At 59.6% G+C, this 11,709-nt stretch carries 13 protein-coding genes and 2 pseudogenes; 5 read left to right on the top strand and 10 right to left on the bottom strand.

The features are described from left to right. From AC5ZG5_RS39465 to AC5ZG5_RS39450, 4 genes are all read left to right on the top strand, one after another. Positions 1-375, top strand: a 375-nt coding sequence (locus AC5ZG5_RS39465) for a carboxyl transferase domain-containing protein (protein ID WP_283813365.1), incomplete at its 5' end; no start/stop codon positions are given. A 2-nt stretch (positions 376-377) separates the two neighbouring features. After that, on the top strand, positions 378-2,393 hold the full coding sequence (locus tag AC5ZG5_RS39460; protein ID WP_496165513.1) for an acetyl-CoA carboxylase biotin carboxylase subunit: 2,016 nt from the start codon (positions 378-380) through the stop codon (positions 2,391-2,393). Positions 2,394-3,129: 736 nt separating this feature from the next. Then, on the top strand, positions 3,130-3,585 hold the full coding sequence (locus AC5ZG5_RS39455) for a hypothetical protein (protein WP_456646194.1): 456 nt from the start codon (positions 3,130-3,132) through the stop codon (positions 3,583-3,585). Between the two features lie 276 nt (positions 3,586-3,861). Beyond that, the gene (locus AC5ZG5_RS39450; protein ID WP_130231187.1) at positions 3,862-4,149 is read left to right on the top strand and encodes an H-NS histone family protein; all 288 of its coding nucleotides are present in this window, start codon (positions 3,862-3,864) and stop codon (positions 4,147-4,149) included. Between the two features lie 497 nt (positions 4,150-4,646). Here AC5ZG5_RS39450 and AC5ZG5_RS39445 read toward each other — a convergent pair whose 3' ends face one another. From AC5ZG5_RS39445 to AC5ZG5_RS39400, 10 genes and pseudogenes are all read right to left on the bottom strand, one after another. After that, complete coding sequence (locus AC5ZG5_RS39445) at positions 4,647-5,144, bottom strand: hypothetical protein (RefSeq protein WP_130231185.1); 498 nt, start codon at positions 5,142-5,144, stop codon at positions 4,647-4,649. A 613-nt stretch (positions 5,145-5,757) separates the two neighbouring features. After that, positions 5,758-6,513: a Crp/Fnr family transcriptional regulator gene (locus AC5ZG5_RS39440; RefSeq protein ID WP_456646193.1), complete on the bottom strand. Its 756-nt coding sequence runs from the start codon at positions 6,511-6,513 to the stop codon at positions 5,758-5,760. A 596-nt stretch (positions 6,514-7,109) separates the two neighbouring features. After that, complete coding sequence (locus AC5ZG5_RS39435) at positions 7,110-7,391, bottom strand: hypothetical protein (RefSeq protein ID WP_456646192.1); 282 nt, start codon at positions 7,389-7,391, stop codon at positions 7,110-7,112. A 4-nt stretch (positions 7,392-7,395) separates the two neighbouring features. Beyond that, positions 7,396-7,581, bottom strand: coding sequence for a hypothetical protein (locus AC5ZG5_RS39430; RefSeq protein WP_130231043.1), 186 nt, complete (start codon positions 7,579-7,581; stop codon positions 7,396-7,398). 200 nt (positions 7,582-7,781) lie between these two features. Beyond that, positions 7,782-8,705, bottom strand: a complete 924-nt coding sequence (gene ligD, locus AC5ZG5_RS39425; RefSeq protein ID WP_456646191.1) for a non-homologous end-joining DNA ligase — start codon at positions 8,703-8,705, stop codon at positions 7,782-7,784. Positions 8,706-9,249: 544 nt separating this feature from the next. Continuing rightward, a complete protein-coding gene (locus tag AC5ZG5_RS39420; protein WP_130231047.1) occupies positions 9,250-9,474 on the bottom strand; it encodes a hypothetical protein in 225 nt (74 codons plus the stop codon). A gap of 182 nt (positions 9,475-9,656) precedes the next feature. After that, entirely contained in the window at positions 9,657-10,127 is a 471-nt protein-coding gene (locus AC5ZG5_RS39415) for a hypothetical protein (RefSeq protein ID WP_456646190.1), read from the bottom strand. A gap of 106 nt (positions 10,128-10,233) precedes the next feature. Continuing rightward, positions 10,234-10,497: a hypothetical protein gene (locus AC5ZG5_RS39410; RefSeq protein WP_130231051.1), complete on the bottom strand. Its 264-nt coding sequence runs from the start codon at positions 10,495-10,497 to the stop codon at positions 10,234-10,236. After that, positions 10,494-10,862 (bottom strand): annotated as a pseudogene (locus AC5ZG5_RS39405) (SOS response-associated peptidase family protein); the annotation flags it as partial. The pseudogene AC5ZG5_RS39405 and the gene AC5ZG5_RS39410, both read right to left, overlap by 4 nt. A gap of 34 nt (positions 10,863-10,896) precedes the next feature. Next, the gene (locus AC5ZG5_RS39400; protein ID WP_456646189.1) at positions 10,897-11,136 is read right to left on the bottom strand and encodes a hypothetical protein; all 240 of its coding nucleotides are present in this window, start codon (positions 11,134-11,136) and stop codon (positions 10,897-10,899) included. A 268-nt stretch (positions 11,137-11,404) separates the two neighbouring features. Here AC5ZG5_RS39400 and AC5ZG5_RS39395 point away from each other — a divergent pair. Further along, a pseudogene (locus tag AC5ZG5_RS39395) lies at positions 11,405-11,567 on the top strand (cold-shock protein). The last annotated feature ends 142 nt before the right edge of the window (positions 11,568-11,709 follow it).

Below are 11,709 nucleotides of genomic sequence, written 5' to 3'. Positions count from 1 at the left end.
TCGCAATGCACGGTGCCGCTCGTCACCATCATCACCCGCAAGGCCTATGGCGGCGCCTTCGACGTCATGGCCTCGAAAGAGATCGGCGCCGACATGAACTATGCCTGGCCGACGGCGCAGATCGCGGTGATGGGGGCCAAGGGCGCGGTCGAGATCATCTTCCGCTCCGACATCGGCGACCCCGACAAGATCGCCGCGCGCACCAAGGAATACGAAGACCGCTTCCTCTCCCCCTTCATCGCCGCCGAGCGCGGCTACATCGACGACGTCATCATGCCGCATTCGACAAGGCGACGCATCGCAAGGGCGCTCGCGATGCTGAAGGACAAGAAGGTCGAAGCGCCGGCGAAGAAGCACGACAATTTACCGTTGTAATCATGTTCAAACGCATTCTGATCGCCAATCGCGGCGAAATCGCCTGCCGGGTCATCAAGACCGCTCGCCGCATGGGAATTCAGACGGTCGCGGTCTATTCCGAGGCCGACCGCGACGCCCTCCATGTCGAGATGGCCGACGAGGCCGTGCTGATCGGCCCGCCGGCGGCGGCCGAGAGCTATCTGTTGATCGAGAAGATCTTGGAGGCCTGCCGCAAGACCGGCGCCGAGGCCGTCCATCCCGGCTACGGCTTCCTGTCCGAGCGCGAGGCGTTCCCGCGCGCGCTGGAGGCCGCCGGCATCGTCTTCATCGGTCCGAACCCCGGCGCGATCGCCGCGATGGGCGACAAGATCGAGTCCAAGAAGGCGGCCGCGAAGGCAAAGGTCTCCACCGTGCCGGGCCACCTTGGCGTCATTGAGGACGACAAGCACGCGGTGCGCATCGCCGACGAGATCGGCTATCCCGTGATGATCAAGGCCTCCGCCGGCGGCGGCGGCAAGGGCATGCGCATCGCGCATTCGAAGGCCGAGGTCGAGGAGGGCTTCAATCTCGCCAAGGCCGAAGCGAAATCCTCTTTCGGTGACGACCGCGTCTTCGTCGAAAAATTCATCGTCGATCCCCGCCACATCGAGATCCAGGTGCTCGGCGACAAGCACGGCAATGTGATCTATCTCGGCGAACGCGAGTGCTCGATCCAGCGCCGCAACCAGAAGGTCATCGAGGAGGCGCCGTCCCCGCTGCTCGACGAGACCACGCGCCGCAAGATGGGTGAGCAGGCGGTCGCGCTGGCGAAGGCGGTGAGCTACGACTCGGCCGGCACGGTCGAGTTCGTCGCCGGCCAGGACAAGAGCTTCTACTTCCTTGAGATGAACACGCGCCTGCAGGTCGAGCATCCCGTCACTGAGCTCGTCACCGGCATCGATCTCGTCGAGCAGATGATCCGGGTTGCCGCCGGCGAGAGGCTCGCCATCGCGCAGAAGGACGTCACGCTGACCGGCTGGGCGGTGGAATCGCGTCTCTATGCCGAAGACCCGTTCCGCAACTTCCTGCCCTCGATCGGGCGCCTGGTGAAATACCGTCCCCCGGTGGAAGCCAGCCAGGACGGCATCACCATTCGCAACGACACCGGCGTGCAGGAGGGCGGCGAGATCTCGATCCACTACGATCCGATGATTGCGAAGCTCGTCACGCATGCGCCCTCGCGCGCCGCGGCGATCGAGGCGCAGGCCACCGCACTCGACTCGTTCTATGTCGACGGTATCAGGCACAACATCCCGTTCCTGTCGGCGCTGATGCATCATCCGCGGTGGCGCGAAGGCCGACTCTCGACTGGCTTCATTGCCGAGGAATTCCCCAAGGGCTTTGCGGTGCGCGTGCCGGAAGGCGAGGTCGCACGGCGCATCGCCGCCGTTGGCGCCGCCATCGATCACGTGCTCGGCGAGCGCAAGCGGCAGATTTCGGGACAAATGGGCGGCCGCGTCGTGCAGCGTGAGCGCCGCCGCGCGGTCTGGCTCGATCGCCAGGAGATTTTGCTCGAGGTCGGCCGCGAAGGCGACGCGATCGCGATCCGCTTCATCGATGCCGAAGGCAACGCCGGCAATGCGCATCTGCTGCAATCGCCGTGGAAGCCGGGCGATCCGGTCTGGCAGGGGACCATCGACGGCCACTTCGTCGCGGTCCAGGCGCGCCCGGTTCCCAACGGCATTCGTCTGGCGCATCAGGGCGTCGAGGTGCCGGTTTATGTCTGGACCGAAGCGGAAGCAGCTTCCGCCCGGCTGATGCCGGTGACGACGGCCTCCGACAGCGGCAAGAAGCTGCTCTGTCCGATGCCCGGCCTCATCGTCTCGATCGCGGTGGGCGAAGGCCAGGAGGTCAAGGCCGGTGAGACGCTCGCGGTCGTCGAAGCCATGAAGATGCAGAACGTGCTCCGAGCCGAGCAGGACGGCACCGTGAAGAAGATCCACGCCAGTGCCGGCGCAACGCTCGCGGTGGATGCACTGATTTTGGAATTTGCGTGAAATAAGCGTCGAATGTCCAGACGGTCGCGGCTGCCACTGAGCAATTGTCGAACTCGATCGCCGAGATCAATCGACAGATGGGAGGGCGGCCGAAGCGACCGGTTCGACAGCAGCAAACGTGCGAGGGTTGGCGGACGAGCTCGGCGCGCAAGCAGAAGCGCTGCGCGCGAAGGTCGACGGTTTCGTCAACAGGATACGCTGAGCCAGACCGGGAACGACCAGTTCAAGGCTCCAGGTCGACTGATATAGACCGGGCGAATAAGAAGTATCAGCACTTTTCATTTTCCTTGAATATGCGAGGTCTCTGACACGTAACGATTCTTGCGGCGCACCTGGACGCGCCAGTTCCCGGACGGCAATTGAGTGAGGCTGGCCATGGCCGTGTGCACTCCCCAATTCGCGTGCGCTACGTGTGCACTGAGAGGTCAAAGCGGGTACAAACGTGTGGAATTTCGGCTAGTTTGGAGGTCGCACGTTCATGCTTCATCCTATTGAGAGCATAAGGTAAATCATTGAAATCGCAAGACTATCGCTTTTCTGTGGCCCCCATGATGGATTGGAGCGAGAGTTCAAGTCTTTCAACTGGTTAGAGGGCGGCGTGTGCACGACGTGTGCACCGAGAGATCAAGAAAAATCTATTGACGGCAAATCTGAGCAGTTGGTCTGAGAGATGATAGGGACGTCGGGCTGGACGCAGGACAGCCACCTGCGATTGAGAAGCTGATCTCATTTTCGCTTGGCGAACGGACCTGTCTTCGTTTCGCCAGCGGGGCAGGGCTTCGACGTATTTGCCATTTACGCCATCAGCGACATCATGGTCGCGTACCCGAAATGGGCAGATAGCGGCCTTCGTTGGTTCGAGATATTCGATCGCGTCGATATAGCCGCGGCCCAGCGCCAAGCCAAACTGAACCGGGACGTCGTGCCTCAGCGATACGGTGTCGCGTCGGTGCTCTTCAACGAGCTCCGTCGCCAGTTCGAACCTCCTGCACCAGCAAAACGCGACAAAAAAGCCGAAGCCGCGGCGGCACGCGCAACGACCGACGCGGCTCGGCTAGCGCATATAGAGCGTCGGATCGATCTGGGTGCAAGCTGGCGGCGCTGCGCGATGCCACGCCAAATAATAAGCGCTTCGGGCGGGCTGTTCGCGAGCAATTCGATCTTCACGACCCCTTGCTCGTCACCGAGATGATGCGCGTAGCCCGGCTATATGGCGAACGGCCGGAGATATTTCGCACCGTCGGCTGGCGCCCCCTGGTGGAATTGGCATCCTCGAGAACAACCGCGGTGCAGCGCCGCAAGTTCGAGGCCCGAATCTTGAACGGAGAACGGCTCAGAGGCGCCGAGATAATCCGCGCTCGCCACCAAAATCCGATTTAATTGCGCATTTTAGTCTCAGTTTAACCAAGATGAGAAATCTTAGTTTTTACCCCGGTGGGCCTGCGACTTCGAGAACGGGGACACATCAATGAGACGCGCTGAACTCGAAAGAATGGATCTTGACCATCTATGGACTTTGCACGTGGAAATCTCGGACGTGCTGAAGGAGAAGATCACTCAAGAGAGGCGACGGCTGGTCGACAGATTGAATCGATTAGAACGGCCTATTGCCGCACGGCGACCATATCCGCGAGTCTCTCCGAAATATCGAAATCCCGATGATCCGGCTGAGACCTGGGCCGGTCGAGGCAAGTGCCCGCACTGGCTGGCAAAGCAGTTGGCATCAGGCCGGCGGATGGACGAATTCAGAATATGACCCGAGGCTGGCTCCTACTCGAGGCGGCGTAGCTATCAGGCCACTTGCGGGACGGGCAATCTGAGCCGGATGGCGGACTCGACTGGTAACGACGCATTCGGTCGCGTGGAGCGCCTTGGCATGGTGGCCCGGTCGACTGCACCGCATCGTGACGAAGTTGCCGCAAGAGCATCACCGGGAGCCTTCAGGATTTCCGCTGTCACGGCTAGGGCGGACGTTGCTCAGCGTGAGCTTCGACGCCGGCTCGTGACTCAAATGCGACATCAATTCGATGGTGCCGCTCGAAGGTGAGTCACGTCAGCCTTCCCATCTTTCACAGTCGGTTTGGCAATGTGGCGACGCTGCAACCTTGGCGCTGGAGCTGCCGCTTTCGGTGATCTCTACGTGCCGGCCGAGTGGGTGCTGGCGCGCAACGAAAGACTGGGGGCAATGCGACCCGCTCAGGCTTGCCCGGCTCGGGTACAGACCTTTTTCGGATTGCCGCGAACCGCAGTCTCTCAAGGCCGCCGAAACGCCACTGCAGCGGATTTTTTCATCTCGGTTAGATACTGACGGGCAGCCTTGCTTATTGCGCGAATGGCTTGCCAGGCCTCGGTGTTTTTCAGCCATGCCTTGGCTTCGCGGAATTTTGTGTACGCCCAAGCAAAGGCAGGAATTGTCATCAGTTTGTCGCGGGTAAGACTGAACAGGCGCTCGACCAGGACGAGCTTTAGAAGCTCGCCGACGATCAACGTTACAACACTGCTCACCATCTGACCGGTAGCAGCCAGATAAGCCGCCACCGGTTTGACCGGTTCCAGCAGGATCACCGGCACCGAAAACAACGCCAACGACGGGTAGGGCCGCAACGATCTGATCCAGGCGCGCAATCGCCTCAGCACCACACGCCTGGCCAGCCAATCCGAGATCGGCTTGGCGATGGCCATGAAAACCGCGTCCGCCAAGAAATACAGGGCGGCCAAGACATAAGTGATCGGTTTCAGGATTCGCTTCAATGTCAACTCTCCTAGCAAATCCAAACACCGAGAGTTCGAAAGGTTTCACCTGCCAGTGCGACGCGGGTCTCATTTCACGGAACAGGTCAGTTCCCCTGACTCCATTGGTCTTCGATATCAGGGAGCTTATTCGCGCGGCTAGGCGGAGGATTATCGCCGTGAGGGGATGAGGTCAGATGAGAGCGGGTCTCATCCTTGCTGCTGCATTCGTGGTGACGGAGCGCCGGACCCCCACCGCACGCCATCCTGTGCACAGTCGCTCGGCCAGACAACGGACGGGCCGAGCGTATGGCGCGATACGCTCGGCCCGCGCGATAAGCTAACAGCGGCAGACCGGCTCGGAAGCCACCACACGCAAAACGAAGCCCCACTCGGGCCGATGTCTCCTCCATCGAGGCAAGCATGCCGCCAGTGCAGGCGGCGATCACTGCACTGGACCCTAGTGCGGCACTTACACTGTCTGGTTAGTCCCGATGCGGGGTGCGGGCAAACTGTAAAATGGTCCGCTGACCGAGGTGGACCGGAAGTGACCGGCCGACTTCTCAAATGGCGCTTTTGACCCTTCTGCGACATGGGCAACTGGATTTACTGTGATGCAAAACCACGCTTCCCCTCAGGGGATACGCCCTTCATCTGGTACGGCCAATGAGATAGGTCGGGCCGTGTTCATCGCGAAGATCTTCTCGAATTCGAGTCGCATATTGCCGTGGCATTCGCACGCCGCGGCCGCGAGCCGCAACCGGTCGATCTCGATTTGGCCTCGTCGATCAGATTTGATCGCTCCTGATGCGCGCAGATCGCGCATCAGGAGCGTCACCGTCGTTCGTCGCACACCAAGCATTTGCGACAAGGTCGCCTGGGTGAGCGGAAGAACGTCGTGGTCGATGCAGTCGCAAAAATGGAGTAGCCATCGGACCATGCGGTCTTTGACCGTATGCAGTGCATTGCAGGCTGCGCCCAGTTGAAACTGCATCAGCATCGCCCTGCCGTGCATCTGGACCGCGTGCCGGATCGTAGGGCTCCGGTTGAAAGCGGCCTGAAATCGCGACGCGGGGATTCGCGAGGCGGTGCCCGCTGCACGAACGATCGCGGTAGTGGCCGAAGGTGACGACCCGAGCACCGAAAGAAGGCCAAGTGCCCCCTCGCGCCCGACTACGGCGGTGTCGACCGTCCGTCCGTCCGCCATGTCGATCATCAGCGAGATGGCGCCGCTGCGAGGGAAGAAGACATAGTCGATCTCGTCCCCCGCTCGCGCAAGGATCGCGTCCTGATCAAGCGCGACCGTCTCCAGCGCGGGCCGCAACAGATCGAGATCCGATACCGGCAGTGTTGCCAGGAGGCAGTTAGGCATTCCGCCCGGACGCGTCACTGCAGATGACCCGCGGTGAGGCACTTCATTCCGGGCGGTGCGAAGCGGCGGCCTGACATATGTTTAGATCTGCTGTCGCTACTCGCGCTGAGATCCAACTCACTTGCAAATTCGGATATTCCAACCGGATGTCGGCTCAAGCGTGAGTCCTCATCGACACGAACGGATCAATTTTAGGGGCTTGCGCCGCGACATGAGCGCGGCGAGTAAGGGAAGAGAGTCAGTGCAAACGGCAGTATCGATGCAGTTGCAGCGCGAAAATACGCAAGCTGCAAAAGGTGCTCTTCTCCACCGGCGTTGGGTAGCACCGATCTTCGGTTCCACCCATGTCGAATATGAAGGTCAGCTGGCCTTTGGCGCATTCCGGGTGTCATACAATTGTTATAATTGGACCGGTGCGTCGATCGATAGGGACGGGCGAACAGTGCTGACGGGTAGTGGACTAGCCGTTGCCCGCGTTGGCACGATGGCGTTCTGATCGCCAAGAGGTAACAGATTTAGCGGCTTCCGGTTATGGCTCGACTCGGATACCTCGGGGAATGTCCGCCGTCTCGCCGCTGTTGAGGGCATAGCCGACATCAAACACACGCATAGCGTCACGGGTCGTTTGCGACGCGCGCCAGTTCCTGGCAGAGCGGGCAGGTGATCGCTTCGTCCTTAGCCAGATAAACCCAATCATTCGATGCGTCTTTGCCGCAAAGCGTCCAGTACACTCGCACATCGGGGTGGATGTCGGCGCCTTCACAGGCGTGCACAAGGTCGCGCTTGTCGCACCAGTAAATCGGGAGGCCGTTAATGGTGCGAAAGCTCGTGGCCGGTTCGGGCTCCGACCATGTGCGTTCTTCGGGGTCGTAAGGTTCGATTTCAATAGTTTTCATCGCTCTAGCTCCTTTCATCCGCTTTCGGCACCCCATATCGATCGGCCGACCCGGCGGGCAGCGGCTCGCTTATTTGGTGCTCGATGGCGACGCCCTCCGGATCGTTTTCCTTAAGCCACGCCTGCGCGTCATCTTCGGTATCGAATTTTTTGAAGGTGTTCCGTCCTTCGTAGATCCAGACTGTTGTCATCAGAGAGACTCCTCAATCTAGGTCATCATCCGCCGTTACCGTCGCCTCAACGTCCTCCGGCATCTCGGGCGGATTACCTCTGTTGCACCACGGGCACGGGGCGCCGGCTCCGCCGCATGTGCAAGCTCGCGGCCCTTCCCACGGCCTATCCAGGTGGTTCTCGCACACAAAGCGGCAGTTATCGCAACGCGCGCACCATCTCATCGCAAGTCCTCCCGCAAGCCTTTGAAGACGGGGTGCCGCACCTTGCCCTCCGCGGACTTGGCGCGATACTCGATCTCGGCGAGCAGCTTCGGCTCGACCCAGATGCCTTTGTGCGCAATGCGCCTGCTGTAGGGCTGGGTCTTCCTAATCAGCGGCGTCAGGCGCTTCTGCAAGTCCGCGGCCGATGCCTTGTCGAAGCCGTGGTCGACCTTGCCGGCATAGACCAACTCGTCGCCCTTGCGCCGACCGAGATAGATCCCGTCCCATTTGCCTTCGTCCAAGGCGAACCCAGCGATTGTCAGCGTCTCACGCTGGCGGCAAGTCACCTTCAACCACTCGGCGGCTTGGCCTGACGCATAGCGGCTACTGCGCACTTTCGAAACCACGCCCTCAAGTCCGACCTTGCAGGCGTGCTCGTACATCTCGCGTCCGTTGAGGTCGAAGCTTTCGCTGAATTGGATGGGGGTCTCCTCGATCAGCTTTCTGAGATGCGCCTTGCGTTCGTTCAGGGGCAGCTTCCGAAGATCGTAGCCGTTCAGATAGAGCAGATCGAAGGCCACCATCACGATCTTGGTGGACTTGCCCTTCAACTCATTCTGCAGGACTGAAAAATCGGTGGTGCCGTCCGGAGACGGGACGACAACCTCGCCGTCGACGATCGCGGATGCCGCATTGATCACGTAAGCGTCGGCGGCAATCTTCTTAAAGCGCTTGGTCCAGTCGTTTCCGCGCCGCGTGAATACCTTGATGTCGTCGTTCGCAAGGTGAAGCTGGACGCGATAGCCATCGAACTTGATCTCGTGAATCCAGCGCGTCCCGGAAGGCACCCGATCGACCTGGGTCGCCAACGCCGGCTCGATGAAGCCGGGGGTAGGGCCCTTGGTGCCGATCGCGGCCGGCTTCTTACGCTGAAACGCCACTCGGATGACTCCACGCGACGAAGGCCGATTCAAAGTGGCGCAACATGATTCGTTCCGGCCCAGAGTGGTCCAGGTGTTTTGCCGCTGTTCCGACTCCGGAACTTGGAAACCTTTTTTGGTATTGCCGAGTTTTCCTGATGCCGGTTGGACCTACCTCAGAGAGATGCCATGCAGGAGTATCGCATTTTCGTTCTAGGTCGGGACGGACGCATTATGGACCGATACGAATTCTTGGCTCCTGACGATAACGCGGCGAAAGAGCACGCCGAGCAGATGGTGGATGGCCACGACATCGAGCTATGGGAGCGAGGGCGAAAGATAGCGGAACTGAGGAGCAAGGAGTGCCGGGCGCGATGACGATGGAAGATATGCTTCAACTTGCCTTGGTGGTTGTCTTTGCCGCGGTTTTGATGGCGACTAGCCAAGCTTTCACGCAATATCGATCGTCAAGACATGCCGACGTGCCTGCTCTCGCAGTGATCTTGCGTGCGGAGAGACCGACGTTCCCTCCTATTTGAGCATGTCTTGGTATCAAGGGAAAATGTCAGCTCTGATTCCTGCGGCGTCTGATCAGCCAGTAGACGCCGTAGCCAATGGCAAGGATCGGAAGACCTGCACCAGCGATTGGCCCGGGGGCTCCGCTGACGTTTTTGTTCTGACCGGGCGCGTTCTCGCAATTTCCCCTGTCATTGCAGGCTTGCGCAGGCAGGGTGATCGTCGTCAGAGTGAGGGCCAAAATCGCGGCGGCTATGCCAAAACCGCCCTTCATCGCCTTCTCCTTTATTACTGACCGACATTTAATGTGAAATTAAATTATATATTAAAAATATAAAGGTTCAATGTGTTTATTACCGAACTTTCCCGGTCATATCAGGTTACTTCCTTTTCAGGAGGGCGGCTGGTATGCGCGCTTCAACACGCAGTGCCAAAGAGCTTTGCGAGCTACTCGCGTCAGATACCGATGTGCTCGCACAAAAGATGTCGGATTTGCTTTCGCTTCGAAAATTCGTTGCCGACGCTGAAATCGTCGCCGCTTCGCATGGCAGCATACCGAGCGCGCCGCTGATGGACCTTGGCGGCCCCGCTGCTGGCGGAAGGAGTTGGCGTTTGCCGGATCGAACTGTTCAATAAATCTCGCAATGCAATCAAATTGTCCAGCGTCATAACAATGCGAGCACGCACGACGCTTTCATGTTCAATCCGATCCGAATCGAATAGCGGACCTGCCTTTGGGCGAACGTGTGTAAATGTGAGTGTCATGAGCGTCCCAGGCCCCGACGCCAGATTGATTTTTCCTATGCAAAGCACTTCTGGAATATTGCCTGGGTCTACCGTGAGCGGTTTCTCAGCCCATAGATGGTCTCCCACGAAGTTTTCCGATGTTACGAGATTTATCACCCCGCTTGCGGAATCTTCGCCCATCCCAGAAGTACGCTCTTGCGACTGCTTCGTTCCTCAATGCGCGGTGAAGCACGTCGGTGGCCATGTCACCGGCCAGCCACATCAGCGAATGATGAATTGATGCTAGTCAAGCAAACAGCTTGGCGCCTTCCGGAGTGATCTTCACGTAGGTGCCGCTTTCGTGCATCCAGAGCCAGCCGCGCTCGATCGCGAGCGCTCGTCCAGCCCCGTACTCGACCGGCGAGCCACCGTCTTGGAAGACGAACGGATAGTTGATTTTCTCGACGTGAATGCGCCCATCTTGCACCGGCACGACTTCGTGCGCGAGCTCCATGATGCGGCGGGCGGCCTTCTCCGGATCGGCGTAGGGTCGGTCCTCGATGTATTTCATGCTGCGAGTTTATCTTCTTTGTCTGGGCCGCGCATTACGATCTTCAGGGCGTCGTCAGGGAGTGGCCGCTGAAGGGCCTTGGCCTCATCCCACGGCGCGCGCAGCCAGACGTCGCGCTCCTCGTCCGTCGTCAGGTCATGGATCGGCTCCACGACGGCGTTTGGCTCGGTGGTCAGGAAACCATATACGAGGTGAGGGCCGGGGACCGGCTTCGACTTGGTGCCGCGGTCGCCCTTGAACTCGGTCCAGATTCCGGCAAAGGACGTAAGCGGCCGGTCCTCGTTCAGGGCAAACCACACGACGTCCTTTTTGTTGGTCACCGGGTTCGGTTCAGGCGCGTACTCGGCGAAGCTGTTGGAGGGGACGGCAGCCAAGCGGTTCCGTTCCAGCCCAGTAGGTTTATTTCCGACGATCCGACTCGGACTTGTTCGCTGCCTTCAATCGGCCTCGGATATATTCAGCCAAGTCGCCGACCTCATCACGCATGGCCTTTTCCGTGATCCCCTCGCTCTTGGCCATTTCGACGCAGCGCCGCGTTAACTCGGCCACGTCTTGCGAGGCGCCGGGCGTCCCGTACTGCTCAGCGGCGTGAACGCTATTCTCGATCCAGAACTCGATAAATTCGCGAGCTGTCGGCAACTCTCATCCTCTTAGTGACAAACTCAATAGTAGCATGCCATGGCAAATTCTCTCGCATTTCCCCTTGTATTCCCAGGGGAGCTATATAGCTTCAGGAAGTTCGATTAGCCGTTGTGCCTTGTTGAATGGTCTAGGCGGCCCTTTTCAAAAGACATCGTCGGATTGAATTCGGAGCTCGTGTGTGTTCACGCGAGATGCGGCGCTTTGGAGAGTTATCATGGCGACGGGTACGGTTAAGTGATTCAATGACCAGAAGGGGTTCGGATTCATCCACCCCAACGATGGCGGTAAGGACGTGTTCGTTCATATCAGCGCGGTCGAGCGAGCGAGCGAGCCTTGGTGGACTCGCCGAGCGCCAGCGGGTGAACTACGAGGTCAGGACCGACCGGAAGAGCGGTAAAGACAGCGCAGACAATCTGTCCCTCGCATAAAAGTTTTCCGTCATTCCACGGATGTACTGGAATGACGGTGCGGCCCGCTCGATCTCGGGATTGAGCGGGCTGTTGCACGCGAAGGGCAATCCGTTCCTTCAATCTGGGATCATCGGCCGCGTCGTCGCCACGGTTCGCGGCT

This window comes from Bradyrhizobium sp. Ses1 (genome assembly GCF_059512365.1).
This window is presented reverse-complemented; position numbering and strand designations above follow the sequence as displayed.

What these genes read in the sequence shown, in the direction of transcription:
- AC5ZG5_RS39460 (WP_496165513.1), top strand. Translation starts at nt 378, where the DNA reads ATGTTCAAACGCATTCTGATCGCCAATCGCGGCGAAATCGCCTGCCGG.
- AC5ZG5_RS39450 (WP_130231187.1), top strand. Translation starts at nt 3,862, where the DNA reads ATGAGACGCGCTGAACTCGAAAGAATGGATCTTGACCATCTATGGACT.
- AC5ZG5_RS39435 (WP_456646192.1), bottom strand. Translation starts at nt 7,391, where the DNA reads ATGAAAACTATTGAAATCGAACCTTACGACCCCGAAGAACGCACATGG.
- AC5ZG5_RS39430 (WP_130231043.1), bottom strand. Translation starts at nt 7,581, where the DNA reads ATGACAACAGTCTGGATCTACGAAGGACGGAACACCTTCAAAAAATTC.
- AC5ZG5_RS39420 (WP_130231047.1), bottom strand. Translation starts at nt 9,474, where the DNA reads ATGAAGGGCGGTTTTGGCATAGCCGCCGCGATTTTGGCCCTCACTCTG.
- AC5ZG5_RS39415 (WP_456646190.1), bottom strand. Translation starts at nt 10,127, where the DNA reads ATGGGCGAAGATTCCGCAAGCGGGGTGATAAATCTCGTAACATCGGAA.
- AC5ZG5_RS39410 (WP_130231051.1), bottom strand. Translation starts at nt 10,497, where the DNA reads ATGAAATACATCGAGGACCGACCCTACGCCGATCCGGAGAAGGCCGCC.